The sequence below is a fragment of the Rahnella sp. PAMC25559 genome (assembly GCF_050632365.1).
Taxonomy (GTDB): Bacteria; Pseudomonadota; Gammaproteobacteria; order Enterobacterales; family Enterobacteriaceae; genus Rahnella; species Rahnella rivi.
In genome coordinates this window covers 482,912-497,952 of the sequence record NZ_CP192543.1, presented here as the reverse complement: position 1 = coordinate 497,952, position 15,041 = coordinate 482,912, and the positions used below count along the sequence as shown (strand labels likewise).

The following is a 15,041-nucleotide window of genomic DNA, read 5'->3' as shown; positions in this document are numbered from 1 at the left end:
AAAGCGTCAGCGTCTTTAGGGATAAACCAGCGGTAATTGTAGGTATTTATGGCGGTCAAACAGCGATAGCTCTCAAAGAATAACCGGAGATGTGAATTTTCTTCTGGAAATGTGATGGAAAACTAACAAATTGTGCAATGAAGTTATGAGGAAGCAATAAAAAAGGGACTTTCAACAGAAAGTCCCTTTAGTTTAATGAGTTAACAATTAATGAACGTTATCATTTCCCGAAATAACATTGCCGCTTGCCTTCAGCGTCGCCATGTCCATGGCGTCAAATTCATAATCTGAACCGCAATAATCACAGTGCATCTCGATTTTGCCGTCTTCTTCCAGCATTTCGAGGATCTCTTCATCTGGCAGCGTCATCAGCGCACCGGCGCAGCGTTCACGCGAACAGGTACAGCGGAAACATACGTCCTGCGGTTCATACAGAGTGACTTCTTCCTGATGATACAGACGATAAAGCACTTCGTTAGCCGGCAAATTCAGCAATTCTTCAGCTTTGATGGTGGTCGTCAGCTGTGACAGATGGCTGAACTCTTCCGCGTCCGTCTCTTCAGCGGGCAGAACCTGCAACAACATGCCGCCAGCCGCGGGCTGACCTTCAACTTCGCCCGTACGGATGAAAATACGTGTCGGCAACTGTTCAGACTGCATGAAATAGTTTTCCAGGCACTCAGCCAGATTTTCACCTTCCAGCCCGACAACGCCCTGGTAACGTTCGCCCACGTTTGGAGAAATGGTGATCACCATGTAGCCGTTACCAATCATCTCTTTCAGGGAACTGCCTTCGGCGATGTCACCCTGTAAACGCGCAATGCCGCGCAATTCCTGTCGGTTATTGCCGTTGATCACCGCCAGTTTCAGCGGGCCATCACCCTGCAGTTGTACGGTGATATCGCCATCAAATTTCAGAGTGGCCGTCAGCAGGCTGGTGGCGACCAACATTTCGCCCAGTAAATTACGGACTTCAGCCGGGTAGTCGTGACCCGCTACGATGTGCCGGAACGTCTCATGGAGTGAAACCAGTTCGCCGCGCACAGCGTGATGGTTGAACAGGTAACGGTGTAACTGGTCGTGATTTGACATAACGTTCTCTCTGTTTGGCGGTGTTTATTCCGCATCGCCATATTTGAATTTGATCAGGTTGCGGCGTTCCTTTTTGTCCGGACGTCGGTCCGGATGGGGCATCGCATTCATCTTCCGCGCCTGAGAAATTTTCTCCCGGCTGGCAATGCTGGCCTCGGTTTCCTGATAAAGCGTTTGCGCTTCTTCCGCACTGCGACGCTGAGTGGTCAGCCCCAGCACAATGATCGTTTTTGCATCGTTTCCCTGACGCAGGGTGATTTCGGCATTCAGTTCCATCAGCTTGCTGGGTTTCCCGCGCTGGCCGTTGTAATGCACCTTGCCGCCGTCAATCATCTCGCGTGCCAGTGCCCGGGTCTTATAAAAACGAGCCGCCCACAGCCATTTATCGAGACGTACTGCGTTATCGTCCTCTTCCTTTTTACCTTTCATCTCTCCCCCTGAAACGTACCGGAACTACTGAGCCGGGCCTGTTACGGGGTGAATCGAAGGCAACAGGTCGCGGTAGTCATTGATGGAAGGGTGTCCCTGGAATGACTTATTTGCCCCGCTCGAATCCGGATTTTCTATACCCAGACAATAGCGGATACCAAAGGTTTTTGCCGCATTCAGGATCGGTTCCCCGTCATCGACAAACAGGGTTCTGCCGGGGTTAAAACCGGTCTGCTGCTGCACGGCAGCCCACAAACGTTGATCTTCCTTTGGATAACCAAATGTGTGGGTGGAAAGTAATAAATCAAGGTGCTGATCCAAACCGGTGTGTTCAATTTTAACTGACAGACTGTGGGGATGCGCGTTAGTCAGCAAAATAGTTTCGCGACCGCTCGCCCGCAGATGACGCAAGAACGGCACCGTATCTTCGCGTAAGCGCGCATTTTTGCCGATGTTTGTGGTCATCTGATAGATGTCCAGATCCAGCCTCTCGCTCCAGTAATCAAAGCAATACCAGTTCATGGTGTGCTGAACGGCCAGGTATTCGTCATGAATGATCTGGCGGGCATTTTCCAGCGGGATTGCACGTTGCAGGCTGAGTGCTGCCGGCACGTCCTGTAACCAGAACTGACTGTCGAAAGCCAGATCCAGCAGCGTGCCGTCCATATCCAGTAAAACGGTATCGATATTGTTCCAGTCGAGATCAAGAGGCATGAAAACTCCATGTCCTGCGTGCCGGAGCATGGCAGGAGAGGTTAAACGCAAGCAGGGAAGGGCCAGAATACCATATTCTCTCAGGGCGGCGCAGAGCCACCCTGGGATTCAGTTCAGCGTATGCGTGGGGGCAGGCATCAATGTCGGGTGAAAGCTGGCGTTGTAATACTGTTCAATATCGTCGATGCGGCGCTTGTCTTTGATGAAGCGACGGATAAACAGCACCGTATTCACCAGCAGCACGCCAAGCAGCAAGAACAGCAGGACGCTGGTGCCCAGATAGCGCCACAGCGTCGAGATATCCGGCTCACTGTGCAATGAAATGTGACGCGTGCCGTTGGCATCAATGCTGATGCTGGTGATCACACCCTGCGCACTGAACGGTGTGTGCAGCAACATCGCGGAAAGGGTTTGCAGCTGTTTCCACTGATCCTGTGGCGGATTACCGAACAACCCGACCGGCGGCACCGGCTGTTCGACCAGCTGACGGCCTTCGTCATTGCTGATCAGGAATCCGCCCGGAGGTGGGCTGTTCAGGCTGTCAGCGGCGCGGCGGGTTTCCTGCAGGAAGAAAGAAGACGTGGCGTTGTTGACCAGTTCACTCAATGACTGCGCGCTGACCGGCCGCAGCAGAACGTTGATTCCCTGCAATGTTCCCGCTTTTGCACGCTTCACCAGCATGCTCCAGTTATTTGAATTGCCCAGATTCACCAGCGCATTTTTCAGGCGCACACACTCGTTTGATTTGTTTCCGCACAGCGCATCGGTTTTCAGCACGATATCGGCGAAATCATCGAGCAGGATCATGCCGGATTTTTCAATCGCGGTCGCCAGTTGCGGGTTGATGTTCTGCTCCAGATTTTCACCCGGATGCATCTGATTGTTGACCGTCGTTTGCAGTGCGGTGGCGGCATCAATAATTTCTGACTGCGGAACCGGCAGCGGCGCGGCGTTGTTCCAGTAAATACCGGAACAGTCGAATGGCATGAAACCCGATGCGCTGCGGCTGCCCGATGGCGCTACATAGCACATCCCCGTGCCCTGAACTTTCAGCGTGTCGCCGACGCGCAGCGCCGTTTTTTCCAGATCCTGCACGCTGTTCACCTGCGCACTTTGCGCACCCTGAAGCCACGCCATGCTGAGTTTGAGCGGCAGTCCGAGCGGTACGTACACCAGCAGCATGAGCAGCAGCAGGAAAGCGCTGGTCGCCAGCACCAGATTCTTTCCCCACAGTTGCAACGGGAATTTTTTCACTTCGTCGTGTAAAGACAAATAGCTGCCCTGACGAACCACGTGGCTGTTCATGTACAGCTCGATATCTGTCGGCTGACCCAGGTCACGGCCAATAAACGGCTGCCAGTGCGGCGGATAAATCAGATCAACCGTACCGAGTGAAATATTGCTGATATCACCCTGTTTGGATTCACCAAAAAGACCCCAGCGTTTAGGTAATCCCCGCAGGCAATGGATTTCCTTGCGGTTTTTACCTAAACGTTCGGAGACGACCCGCCAGCCTACCCAGGCAGTAAGCACCGCCGCCAGCGTCAGTAACCACGGCAGGAACACCACCGGGCTGAGCAGGGTGATAAACAGCAGCAATAAAACGCCGGAGATGGCCAGCGCCTCTTTCACGCCGCTGGAGCGGGTAAGTGCGTGTTCCTCACGGGTTTCACGACGCACTTTTACCAGTTCGATATGTTCACTTTCTTCATGGCGGATCGAGGCATTTTGCGGCTGCGAAGGCAGCACGGTAGAAACCGGCGCCGGGCCTTCATAGACGTGATCGACCAGCGAATGCCCGTTAAGGGAGATGACCAGCGGCATAGACTGCGTTTTGATCAGCTCAACCTGATTTTCCTGGGCAATGTATTGTTCCCAGAAAGGCGGCAGGTGAATTTCGGTGGTATCAAGGAAGTAGCGTCCGCTGTTGGTCTCTTCGCTGGCGACCCCGTAGCGGGTAATCGCGCGCTTGAGGCTGTAGACGTTTTCGCTTTTGGTGGTCAGGATGAGTTTATCGCGCAGGATAATCAGGTTATTACGGTGGGTAATCGGTGTTTGTCCCAGGCCTTCGCTTTGTCGTAAATACCGTTCAACGGCGTCGCGCTCTTGTTGCGAAAGTTTTCGCTGGCTGGGGGTGGGGAAATGTACCACGGACTCGTCGCGTTGGCGGCGTCGCAAGGCAAACCAAAAGAAACTCCCAGTGGCAATGATTGCGATACACAACAACACCAGTGTCACGACTACTGTGCTCATCCTATCCCCGTTCTGACGTGGGTGACTTACGTCAACTCTGTGAAAGTATTATACATAATTTAAAAACACATAAACCCAATACACATTTTTACGCGCGACCTGATATCGGACAGAATTTTCATTATTTGACTGATTTTTATGCGCAAATTTTTTTCAAAACATACCATGCTAAAGGATATCCGCAATTGTACTTTAATGGGTATCGGTATAATCCTATTTTGAATCGTGCGTGTTTTTGTTACAGCAGAATTGTGACGCGAACATAACAACGGGTCTTTTTTGCACGATATCAGGAGTGAAATTCGAGCTTCGGCGGTGAATAAACCCGTCTGCGCTGAACTTATGCGCGGTAAAGATTGCGATTCAGGCTTGCATTAACGCACAATGTTTTCTGATAGTAATATTCAGAAACCCATATGAACCCATTACGACACCCGCAGTCAGGTGAATAATAAGTTGGGGATGAAATGACACAACACCTGCAAAAACCGAAAATCCTGAAGGTGGAAACCGTAGCCCGTTCGCGTTTATTCACCATCGAATCTGTTGATCTGGCGTTCAGCAATGGCGCCGAACGTGTCTATGAACGCATGCGTCCTTCCGATCGCGAAGCGGTGATGATCGTGCCGATCATTGATGACGATCTGCTGCTGATCCATGAATATGCCGTCGGTATCGAAAGCTACGAGCTGGGTTTTCCGAAAGGGCTTATCGATGCAGGAGAAAGTGTGCTGGAAGCGGCGAACCGTGAACTGATGGAAGAAGTCGGTTACGGTGCCGGTCATTTTGACGTACTGGCAAAGCTGACGATGGCGCCGTCCTATTTCTCCAGCCGTATGAACATTGTGATTGCGAAAGCGCTGTATCCGAAAAGTCTCGAAGGTGATGAGCCGGAGCCTTTACCGCAAACCCGCTGGCCGATTTCGCGGATGATGGAACTGCTGCAACAGCCTGATTTTTGCGAAGCCCGCAACGTCAGCGCGTTATTCCTGGCGCATGATTTCCTGACCCGCAACGCCCGCTGACCCAATGGGCTTTGCGGCGTTTGAGCCAAAAAAACGCCAATAAAAAAGCCGGTCATGCATTATGCAGACCGGCTTTTTTGCTTTACAGCTCAGGCATCAGAACAGTTCGTGTTCCTGACCGTTATCCATGATGGTCGTTCCGACTTCATGCACCGCATGTTCCGTCGGCTGAGTTCCGTCAATGAAGTACTCCGGACGGCTGCCACCGCCGCCGTCAGACAACTTACCGGTGCTCTTATCGATAGTGACCGTCACAATGCCCGGAGGCGGCGTTTGTTTCTCTTCAGGTACGCCTTCCAGCACCGCTTTCATGTAATCATCCCATGCCGGTTGCGCACTCTTCGCGCCGCCTTCAGCGCCGGAGATCTGATCCGGGATCACACCCGAAGCGGTCGAACGCCCCAGATCGCGTCGGTGATCGTCAAAACCAATCCAGACTGAAGTCACTACATTTGGACCGTAGCCGGAGAACCAGGCATCTTTCGAGCTGTTGGTTGTCCCGGTTTTACCGCCAATGTCGTGACGTTTCAGGTCACGTCCTGCGCGCCAGCCTGTGCCCATCCAGCCAGGTTCGCCGAAGATGTTGGAGTTCAGCGCATCACTAATGAGGAATGACAGCGGCGTACTGATCACATGTGGCGCGTACTGTTGCTGTGCATCGACCTGAGGCGAATTAGGCGGCACCTGTTCAAGCTGCGGCGTCGGCACCGCGTTATTGCTGTTATTCACTGAAGTGGCAACGTTTTCCACGTTGTCATCAGATAGCACCGCCGATTTCTGTGTATCACCATAAATCACCGGAATATTACAGGTGCGGCAGGCGATTTTCGGTTTAGCTTCAAACAGAACTTCGCCGGACTCCGACAAGATTTTGGTGATGAAATACGGATCCACCAGATAACCGCCGTTGGTTAACGTCGCGTAACCGCGCACCACCTGTAATGGCGTGAATGAAGCAGAACCGAGTGCGAGTGATTCAGAATGCACAATGTTGGCGGCCGGGAAGCCGAAACGCTGCAGATATTCTGCTGCGTAATCTACGCCCATCGCACGCATCGCACGCACCATCACCACGTTCTTAGACTCTCCCAGCCCCTGACGCAGGCGGATAGGGCCGACGTAGGTTGGTGGGGAGTTCTTCGGACGCCAGTCCTGGCCTGCGCCCGCATCCCAGCGGGTGATCGGCATGTCATTGAGGATAGTGGCGAGCGTCAGCCCCTTATCCATCGCAGCGGTGTACAGGAACGGTTTAATGTTCGAACCCAACTGACGGACAGCCTGATTTGCGCGGTTGAATTTGCTCTGATTGAAATCAAATCCACCCACCAGCGCTTCAATCGCGCCGTCGTTCTGATTCAGGGAAACGATGGCCGAGTTGACATCAGGAACCTGTGCCAGCCACCAGACATCACCCACTTTACGCACCCACACCTGCTGGCCCGGCTGAACCACGTCGGACACTTTTTTCGGCGTCGGACCCTGAGCATTGTCATTACGGTAAGGTCGCGCCCAGCGCATGGTGCTAAACGGCAGGCTGATCACCGCACGGTTAGACATAGTTGCCGTGGCCTGCGCATCGTCGATTGACGTGATGACCGCCGGGAACAATGGCCCGTAGACCGGCAGCGTTTTCAGCGACTGAACGATTTTGTCTTCATCCCACGCAGGTTCACCGACTTTCCACATCTGATTCGACGGGCCGCGGTAGCCATGGCGCATATCGTAATTCAGTACGTTAGTACGCAGGGCTTCCTGCGCTGCCAGCTGCGTTTTCTTGGTGATGGTGGTGTAGACATCATAGCCATCGTTATAAGCGTTGTCGCCATAACGTTTCACCATCTCCTGGCGCACCATTTCGGTCAGGTACGGCGCAGAAAACTCAATGTGCGGGGCGTGATAGTTCGCCACAACCGGTTCTGCACGTGCCTGATCGTACTGCTCCTGCGTGATGTATTTTTCATCCAGCATACGGGCCAGTACGGTATTGCGACGTGCAACAGAACGGTCGTGTGAATAGAGCGGGTTAAAGGTTGACGGCGCTTTTGGCAGACCGGCAATCACGGCCATTTCGCTGAGTGTCAGCTGGCTCACGTCTTTCCCGAAATACACCTGCGCAGCAGCACCCACGCCATAGGCGCGGTAACCGAGATAAATCTTGTTCAGATACAGCTCGAGGATTTCATCTTTAGTCATCAGCTGTTCAATGCGGATGGCTAAAAATACTTCCTTGATTTTACGGGTCAGCGTGCGTTCTGGGCTCAGGAAGAAGTTACGGGCCAGCTGCTGAGTAATGGTACTCGCGCCCTGTGAGGCGTGACCGGACATCAGCGCGACAGACGCCGCACGGAAAATACCGATCGGATCCACACCGTGATGCTCGTAAAAACGGCTGTCTTCTGTGGCGATAAACGCATGCACCATTTCCGGAGGGATCTGGCCCAGTTTCAGCGGGATACGGCGCTTCTCACCGTATTGGGCGATCAGATCGCCTTCAGCACTGAAGACCTGCATGGGTGTTTGCAAGCGCACGTCTTTGAGCGTGGCAACATCGGGTAGCTGAGGCTCGATAAATTTATACAAACCGAAGATCGAGGCTGCTCCCAGCAAAATGCAACACACTGCAAGAATCAATAAATACTTTACGAACTTCACCTGAGATTTCCCATTTAGTGTCAATTGGGCAGTTTATAAACAACCGCGCGGTAGTATAAAGGCAAGCCTGCAACATGGATACGTACTTTTATTTACTTGACGATATGGAGATTGGGCGAAAATGCGACTACAAGCATGGCAGGTAGGTCTGGATATTCAAGCCGGTTTTGCCCGTGCGATCGCCGTACAAAGGCGGCGTCATGGCTGGCAATTACGTCATTGGTGGCAGCATCCGCTGCCCGATTTCACGTTGCGGGAGGGCATATTACATGAGACTGCGCCACTGATCGCCATTTTATCATTTTGGCGCAAAACCTTACCCTCGACGCTGTCACTCAGAATCAGTCTCCCGGCACAGCGGATCATGCAGCAGCGTATGGCCGCGCCTGATGTGCGTATGCCTGAGCCTGCCCGCAGCGCCTTTATTTTCGCCCATGCGGCGAAACAGTTCCCCCTCAGCATCGAACATCTGGTGATGGACTATCGCGCAGACCCGTGCGGCGATAATCAGATGGTGGTCACCGCTGCCAGGCAGCAGGAAATCGAACAGTGGATGAGCTGTCTGGCGCAGGCGCAGCTTTTCCCGCAGGTGATCGAACTTGCCCCCTGTGCTCTTCAGGTTGCCGCCCACGCCGCCGGGCTTCCCGGTGACGCCTTGCTGATTCATCCTCTCGACGATGGCATTCTCTGGGCTTCGCCGCATGGTTTGCCGTTCCAGTTTGGATTATTCGATAACACTGACGCGCAGGCCGACACTTCCCTGGCAGAACGGGTCCGTACGCAGTATCGCACGGCGACGTTGTGTGAAGCCGGAGGCTATTACAGCGGCGAAAATCCACCGCCGTCACTGCAAAGCTGGTCGCCGCTGAGCGCGATCGGTCAGTTATCTGCACCGCTACCGGTCAGCCCCGGCGCTTTTGCTCCCGCCGTCGGGCTGGCACTGCGACATATGGATTGCTGATGCTACAGGTTAATTTATTGCCCTGGCGCAGGGTGCAGGGCCGGAAACGGCTGCGTTTCTGGCTGAACGTGACGGTGCTGTTTCCGGGATTGCTGCTGGCGGGTTCTTGGATCTGTGCTGCTTTTCTGGCACAGCATCAGACACTGTTACTGCAGCATGTCGCTGCGCTGAAACTCGCTTCGCAGGCGCTGTCCCTCCAGCAACGGCGTGTGGATGCGGCATCAGCAAAGGTAAAAGAGCAAATGGCTCAGCGCCTGATAAGCCAGCAGAAGGCGCAGCGAAGCAGGGACTATCTGCAACTGCTGACGTTGCTGGCTGAAAATATGCCCGAGGATCTCCGGCTGAGTGAACTGACTGAGCATCAGAACCACCTGACACTTAAGGGTGAAGGGCGGTTTTATCACGATATTTTGGCTTTTGGTGAAACGCTCGCCGCCAGCGAATTACTCGGTGACGTCAGCCTTGCAGATGTACGTCAGCAATCCGGTCTGGCGCTGAGTTTTACCCTGAAGATGCAACTGCGTCAGCCGCCCGACGTGTTATCAGCGGATAAACAGGAGGCGCGGCCATGACGTTCTCCTTCGCCGCGCGGCTTGAACCTCTGATGCAAAAACCGGGCTGGCAGCTGGCATCAATGCTGACGTGTGCAACGTTATGCATGGCGATGATCCTGTATCAGTGCGTGTTGAGTGGCATGTGGCAGCAACAGAATGATCTGGAGAAGCAGATCAAGGATATGCAGCGGGTTGTGGCTCATGCCCAGGTGATATTGCTTCAGGCATCACCGCTGTCGCGCCTGGAGCAGACTCTGAAAGAAAACGTGCGGGCAGAAAATGACATTTTGCCTCTGGATCAGCAATTCTCACAGCCACTGAAAACCTCACAAGCCACGCTGGTTCAGTGGTTGCCCGCGCCCGGCCCGCAAGGTGAACTTCATCTGAACGCGTCGTTTAGTGCGCTGATGCATTTTCTTCAGACATTGCTGCAAAAACCTTCGCATCCGGCGTTCAGTGAACTGAATCTGCGGGCGGGTGAAGACGGTCTTGCGGCATCACTTTTATTGACGCAAACCACCGAGGCTGCGGAAATTCCCGATGCGGTTGCCACGAGCCTCCCCGTGCGTGATCCCTTTGCTTCCACGCCATCCCGGCCTTGTGCGGACGAAGCGCTATCTTCGGCATGGCGTTTAGGCGGGATCGTGCAGGTGGAAGGGCGGCAGTCCGGCTGGTTACTCTCGCCGGATGAAGGCTGGATAAAGGTAGAAGCAGGCGCGCAGATCGGTATGCCGCAATGGACGGTAGAAGCGCTCAGTGCGTCAAAGATCGAACTCAGCATCAGCGATATTCGCTGCGGCGAGCAGCGCCAGACCCTTCGGTTTGGTCAACCTATTGTCACTCCACGGAAAGGAAAATGATGAAACAGATTAACTATGCCGCCTGGTGGCTGCCGTTATGTTTGTGTTTTAGCGCGGCGAAGGCCGCTCAGTTGTCGCCGGTGTCACTGGAGTTTCAGACCGCGCCGGTGGAAATGGTGTTGCAGGCACTGGCCGATACCCGGCAGCTCAATCTTATTACTGCGCCGGGCGTTGAAGGGCAGATCAGCGTGAAGCTCAGGGAAGTGCCCTGGCAGCAGGCGCTGGATATTATCCTGCGCATGAACCATCTCACCAGCCAGCTGGAAGGCAACGTGCTGATGGTGTCACCTGAAATCGATCCGCTTTTGCAGCAACAGAAACTCAGGGAGGCTGCCGAGCAGCAGGAAGATCAACGTCCGGTACTCAGCCTGACCGTGCCGCTGCAATATGCCGATGCCAAAGAGGCGGCACTGAGTCTGAACGCGCAAAAAGGTACGCTGCTTTCTGTAAAGGGCAGTGCGTCTGCGGATCCGCGCACCAACACACTTTTATTGCGTGATACTCAAGAAGCGCTGGATGTGGTTGCGCCGTGGGTGAAAGAGATGGATCTGCCCTTGCAGCAGGTGCAACTGGCAGCACACATCGTAACAATGAATAGCGAAAGCCTGAGGGAATTAGGCGTACGCTGGGGATTCACGGGGGAAGAGGCGATCACCAAAGCCGTGCGTATGAACAATTTCAGCGTGGGGATGCCGGTAGAAAACCCGATATTTACCGCGGGATTTAATCTGGCGCACATCAGCGGACGGATACTGGATCTCGAGTTGACTGCGCTTGAGCAGGAAGACAAAGTCGATATTATCGCCAGCCCGCGGTTGCTGACGGCGCATATGCAGACCGCCAGTATCAAACAGGGCACCGAAATTCCTTATCAGGTGTCTAGCGGTGCGAGTGGCAGTACCTCGATCGAATTTAAAGAAGCCGTGCTCGGTATGGAAGTGACGCCCAAAATTCAGCGTGACGGTCGCATCCAGCTGGCATTACAAATCAGCCAGAACATGCCGGGGCGGAGCATTAAACAGTCAGAAGGTGAAGCGCTGGCGATCGATAAGCAGGAAATTAAAACCCAGGTCACTGTAAAAGATGGCGAAACGATTGTACTCGGCGGAATTTTTCAACGTAAAAATCAGAACACAGATACAAAAGTGCCCGTCCTCGGCGATATTCCGGTGGTAGGTTCCTTGTTTAAACACCAGTATACGAATGAACAGCGGCGTGAGTTGGTGATTTTCATCACTCCAACCTTAATCCGCACCCGCTAAGCGGGTATTAAGTGTTAACCTAAACCGCATAATTACCTTGAGCACGTGCAACTTTTTGTGTCGTCAGAGGCTTCTGAGTTTGACGCTGCCGTCGATTTAGCTTACAAGGGTTACCGAATTAAGCACCGTGATCTTTTTTTACTGCACACACGTCGATAAAAACGTACGGTTTCCCTCCTGCGGCGTGCAATGTGATTTATTCGGTTGCCAAACTACCAAGAGTGTTGAGATAATTTTTTTCTGATCTCGCACTATCGCTCATGAGGTTTCAGTTTAGGTCCCGCCGCTAATTTGATTGGCGGGGCGGGTTATCATCAACGAAATAGTCTTAGTAATACCGAAAAACATGGCAGAGAAACGCAATATCTTTCTGGTTGGGCCTATGGGTGCCGGCAAAAGCACTATTGGTCGACAGTTAGCTCAACAACTCAATATGGAGTTTTTCGACTCCGATCACGAAATTGAGCGACGTACCGGAGCTGATGTGGGCTGGGTATTTGATTTAGAAGGCGAAGACGGCTTCCGCGACCGCGAAGAAAAAGTGATCAACGAATTGACCGAAAAACAAGGCATCGTTCTGGCAACTGGCGGGGGTTCCGTTAAATCACGTGAAACCCGTAACCGTTTGTCGGCGCGTGGCGTTGTCGTCTATCTTGAAACTACCATCGAAAAACAACTGGCGCGTACACAACGCGACAAAAAACGTCCATTATTACAAGTGAGTGCTCCGCCGCGTGAAGTGCTTGAAGCACTGGCGAGAGAACGCAATCCTTTGTATGAAGAGATTGCCGACGTCACTATTCGTACCGATGATCAAAGTGCCAAAGTCGTCGCCAACCAGATTATTAACATGCTGGAAAGTAACTGATTTTTGGTTTCTATCATTGCCTGAGGGTGTCAGTTAAAGAAGGTTACAGAGCGCGACATGGAGAGGATTACCGTAACGTTAGGGGAGCGTAGCTACCCCATTACGATTGCTGCCGGATTGTTCCACGATCCGGCTTCTTTTATGCCGGTAAAGGCAGGCGATCAGGTCATGATAGTGACCAATGAAACCCTCGCTCCTCTCTATCTGGACGGCATTCGTTCAGTGCTGGAGCAGGCAGGCGTTCGTGTTGATCAGGTGATTTTGCCTGATGGTGAACAATACAAATCCCTGACTGTTCTCAATGACGTGTTCTCCGCGCTGCTCCAAAAGCCGCACGGACGTGATACCACACTTGTCGCCCTTGGCGGCGGCGTAGTCGGTGATTTAACCGGCTTCGCTGCAGCCAGTTATCAACGCGGTGTACGCTTTGTTCAGGTGCCTACCACGTTGCTTTCTCAGGTCGATTCCTCCGTTGGCGGTAAAACGGCGGTAAACCATCCCCTCGGAAAAAACATGATCGGCGCGTTTTATCAGCCTGCGTCGGTGGTGGTTGATCTCGACTGTCTGCGCACTTTACCTGCCCGTGAAATGTCATCGGGGCTGGCGGAAGTGATCAAATACGGCATTATTTTGGATGCCGACTTCTTTGTCTGGCTTGAAGACAACATGGACGCTCTGCTGGCGCTGGATATGAACGCGCTGGCTTACTGCATCCGACGTTGCTGCGAGCTGAAAGCGGAGGTTGTCGCTGCCGATGAACGAGAAAACGGACTGCGCGCCTTGCTGAATCTGGGCCATACTTATGGCCATGCTATTGAAGCTGAAATGGGTTATGGCAACTGGCTGCACGGTGAAGCCGTGTCCGCAGGCATGATGATGGCGTGTTATACCGCCCATCGCCTCGGTCAATTCGGTCTGGGTGATATTGCCCGGGTGAAAACCTTGCTGACCCGCGCCGGTTTACCGGTCACCGGGCCACAGGTCATGAAAGCCGACGCCTATTTGCCGCACATGATGCGTGATAAGAAAGTACTGGCTGGCGAACTGCGTCTGGTTTTACCGAAAGCAATTGGACAGTCTGAAGTACGCTCCGGCGTATCGCATGAAATGGTGCTGGCTTCGATTGAAGATTGCCGTTAAACCTGTGGCCACTTTTTTGGCCAGATAACGACCGATTTTACCAATGCCCAGCAAGCGTTATATTTATTAGTCAGGATAGTTGCTCCGCGTGAGGCCTGTTTCAGGCTTTTAGCCGGGTTGGAGGTTTTAGATGGATGATTTAACACCGGAAGACGATCTCAAGCCAGACACCAGCGATCGCCGCCCACCGCGCGCGCGCAAACCGTCTCCTTCCATACCAAAGGTCGCTGTTTCCCGTCAGTACGTCATGATTGGCATCGGTATTGTGGTGCTGGTATTGCTGATCGTAGGCATCGGCTCTGCGATGAAGTCACCGACATCGAATCAGGCTACCCAGCAGAATAACGGTCCGAAAGACATTAATCTTGCGGGCAACGACGCTGCAGCCCCGGCTCAGCCCTCCGCGCAGGCGCAAAACAACACCGCTCAGGCCGCAAATGGCCAGCAGCCGCAGAATATTGGTTTACCGCCAGTGTCCTCCACCCCAACTGAAGCACAGCCTCTGCCTGATAATGGTCAGAAAGAACGTGTGGATCTGCCGGGTGATATGGGCGATGCATTGTCTTCCCAGCAGAATCAGGTGGATGGTGTTGCGCAGGGCAGTATGGTTCAGGGTTCAGCAACCAATGGTGCTGCACAATCTCTGACTTCTCTGCCGACCGCCGCGGCGACAGTCAATGGTTCGGCGCGTACTCAGACGCCGGCCGTTTCACAACCTTCAGCTACGCATACCCGTCCGGCGCAAACCGCCCGTACCCCGCAGACCGCCCATACCGCGAAGCCGGTTGAGCGTAAACCTGCGGCGACGGCATCGCACCCGGCCAAATCCCAGACAGCGTCAACGCCTGCCGCGTCTGCGCCAGCAGTGGCTTCAGGCAGCGCATCAGCCATTAAGTCTGCACCTGGTTCACACTTCACGCTGCAGTTAAGCGGCGCCTCTCAGGCTACTTCGCTGAACGCTTTTGCCAAACAATCAGGTTTGAAAAACTATCTGGTTTATCAGACTGCCCGTGACGGGAAGCCTTGGTATGTATTGGTCAGTGGTAACTATGCGTCTTCTGCAGAAGCCAAGCGTGCTATTGCCAGTCTGCCTGCGGAAGTTCAGGCGAAAAAACCGTGGGTTAAACCTGTACATCAGGTACAGCAAGACCTGAAAAAATGAATCTGATCTCAACGCGATTTGCTGTCTAAAAACAGGGTACAATCCGCGGCTGTGAATTGTATAAGTAGC

13 protein-coding genes are annotated in these 15,041 nt (G+C 53.3%); 8 read left to right on the top strand and 5 right to left on the bottom strand.

The features are described from left to right. Nucleotides 1-207 precede the first annotated feature (207 nt). The 4 genes from hslO to ACQZQY_RS03690 form a co-directional block, all read right to left on the bottom strand. The gene (gene hslO, locus ACQZQY_RS03705) at nucleotides 208-1,092 is read right to left on the bottom strand and encodes an Hsp33 family molecular chaperone HslO (protein ID WP_056775370.1); all 885 of its coding nucleotides are present in this window, start codon (nucleotides 1,090-1,092) and stop codon (nucleotides 208-210) included. 24 nt (nucleotides 1,093-1,116) lie between these two features. Continuing rightward, nucleotides 1,117-1,521 carry a ribosome-associated heat shock protein Hsp15 gene (gene hslR, locus ACQZQY_RS03700; RefSeq protein ID WP_122097296.1) on the bottom strand — a complete coding sequence of 135 codons (405 nt, stop codon included), beginning with the start codon at nucleotides 1,519-1,521 and terminating at the stop codon, nucleotides 1,117-1,119. Nucleotides 1,522-1,545: 24 nt separating this feature from the next. Further along, nucleotides 1,546-2,235, bottom strand: a complete 690-nt coding sequence (gene yrfG / locus ACQZQY_RS03695) for a GMP/IMP nucleotidase (RefSeq protein WP_056775364.1) — start codon at nucleotides 2,233-2,235, stop codon at nucleotides 1,546-1,548. Between the two features lie 108 nt (nucleotides 2,236-2,343). Next, nucleotides 2,344-4,488: an intracellular growth attenuator family protein gene (locus ACQZQY_RS03690; RefSeq protein ID WP_183849722.1), complete on the bottom strand. Its 2,145-nt coding sequence runs from the start codon at nucleotides 4,486-4,488 to the stop codon at nucleotides 2,344-2,346. A gap of 467 nt (nucleotides 4,489-4,955) precedes the next feature. Between ACQZQY_RS03690 and nudE the strand changes: the two genes are divergently transcribed. After that, nucleotides 4,956-5,513: an ADP compounds hydrolase NudE gene (nudE, locus tag ACQZQY_RS03685; protein WP_056775361.1), complete on the top strand. Its 558-nt coding sequence runs from the start codon at nucleotides 4,956-4,958 to the stop codon at nucleotides 5,511-5,513. Nucleotides 5,514-5,609: 96 nt separating this feature from the next. Here nudE and mrcA read toward each other — a convergent pair whose 3' ends face one another. After that, the gene (gene mrcA / locus ACQZQY_RS03680; RefSeq protein WP_431296623.1) at nucleotides 5,610-8,165 is read right to left on the bottom strand and encodes a peptidoglycan glycosyltransferase/peptidoglycan DD-transpeptidase MrcA; all 2,556 of its coding nucleotides are present in this window, start codon (nucleotides 8,163-8,165) and stop codon (nucleotides 5,610-5,612) included. Between the two features lie 121 nt (nucleotides 8,166-8,286). Here mrcA and pilM point away from each other — a divergent pair, with 121 nt between their 5' ends. The 7 genes from pilM (at nucleotide 8,287) to ACQZQY_RS03645 (ending at nucleotide 14,972) form a co-directional block, all read left to right on the top strand. Continuing rightward, entirely contained in the window at nucleotides 8,287-9,126 is an 840-nt protein-coding gene (gene pilM / locus ACQZQY_RS03675; RefSeq protein ID WP_431296622.1) for a pilus assembly protein PilM, read from the top strand. After that, a complete protein-coding gene (locus ACQZQY_RS03670) occupies nucleotides 9,126-9,698 on the top strand; it encodes a PilN domain-containing protein (protein WP_431296621.1) in 573 nt (190 codons plus the stop codon). The genes pilM and ACQZQY_RS03670 overlap by 1 nt, the downstream gene beginning before the upstream one ends. Next, the gene (locus ACQZQY_RS03665; protein WP_431296620.1) at nucleotides 9,695-10,540 is read left to right on the top strand and encodes a pilus assembly protein PilO; all 846 of its coding nucleotides are present in this window, start codon (nucleotides 9,695-9,697) and stop codon (nucleotides 10,538-10,540) included. The genes ACQZQY_RS03670 and ACQZQY_RS03665 overlap by 4 nt, the downstream gene beginning before the upstream one ends. Beyond that, on the top strand, nucleotides 10,540-11,802 hold the full coding sequence (gene hofQ, locus ACQZQY_RS03660; protein ID WP_431297149.1) for a DNA uptake porin HofQ: 1,263 nt from the start codon (nucleotides 10,540-10,542) through the stop codon (nucleotides 11,800-11,802). The genes ACQZQY_RS03665 and hofQ overlap by 1 nt, the downstream gene beginning before the upstream one ends. 346 nt (nucleotides 11,803-12,148) lie before the next feature. Continuing rightward, on the top strand, nucleotides 12,149-12,670 hold the full coding sequence (gene aroK / locus ACQZQY_RS03655) for a shikimate kinase AroK (RefSeq protein ID WP_014333540.1): 522 nt from the start codon (nucleotides 12,149-12,151) through the stop codon (nucleotides 12,668-12,670). Nucleotides 12,671-12,727: 57 nt separating this feature from the next. Further along, nucleotides 12,728-13,810: a 3-dehydroquinate synthase gene (gene aroB / locus ACQZQY_RS03650; protein ID WP_056775347.1), complete on the top strand. Its 1,083-nt coding sequence runs from the start codon at nucleotides 12,728-12,730 to the stop codon at nucleotides 13,808-13,810. A gap of 130 nt (nucleotides 13,811-13,940) precedes the next feature. Next, nucleotides 13,941-14,972, top strand: coding sequence for an SPOR domain-containing protein (locus ACQZQY_RS03645; protein ID WP_431296619.1), 1,032 nt, complete (start codon nucleotides 13,941-13,943; stop codon nucleotides 14,970-14,972). Nucleotides 14,973-15,041 lie beyond the last annotated feature (69 nt).

Excerpts from the sequence above, each read along its gene's own strand:
- hslO (WP_056775370.1), bottom strand. The coding sequence starts at position 1,092 with ATGTCAAATCACGACCAGTTACACCGTTACCTGTTCAACCATCACGCT.
- hslR (WP_122097296.1), bottom strand. The coding sequence starts at position 1,521 with ATGAAAGGTAAAAAGGAAGAGGACGATAACGCAGTACGTCTCGATAAA.
- yrfG (WP_056775364.1), bottom strand. The coding sequence starts at position 2,235 with ATGCCTCTTGATCTCGACTGGAACAATATCGATACCGTTTTACTGGAT.
- ACQZQY_RS03690 (WP_183849722.1), bottom strand. The coding sequence starts at position 4,488 with ATGAGCACAGTAGTCGTGACACTGGTGTTGTTGTGTATCGCAATCATT.
- nudE (WP_056775361.1), top strand. The coding sequence starts at position 4,956 with ATGACACAACACCTGCAAAAACCGAAAATCCTGAAGGTGGAAACCGTA.
- pilM (WP_431296622.1), top strand. The coding sequence starts at position 8,287 with ATGCGACTACAAGCATGGCAGGTAGGTCTGGATATTCAAGCCGGTTTT.
- ACQZQY_RS03670 (WP_431296621.1), top strand. The coding sequence starts at position 9,126 with ATGCTACAGGTTAATTTATTGCCCTGGCGCAGGGTGCAGGGCCGGAAA.
- ACQZQY_RS03665 (WP_431296620.1), top strand. The coding sequence starts at position 9,695 with ATGACGTTCTCCTTCGCCGCGCGGCTTGAACCTCTGATGCAAAAACCG.
- hofQ (WP_431297149.1), top strand. The coding sequence starts at position 10,540 with ATGAAACAGATTAACTATGCCGCCTGGTGGCTGCCGTTATGTTTGTGT.
- aroK (WP_014333540.1), top strand. The coding sequence starts at position 12,149 with ATGGCAGAGAAACGCAATATCTTTCTGGTTGGGCCTATGGGTGCCGGC.
- aroB (WP_056775347.1), top strand. The coding sequence starts at position 12,728 with ATGGAGAGGATTACCGTAACGTTAGGGGAGCGTAGCTACCCCATTACG.
- ACQZQY_RS03645 (WP_431296619.1), top strand. The coding sequence starts at position 13,941 with ATGGATGATTTAACACCGGAAGACGATCTCAAGCCAGACACCAGCGAT.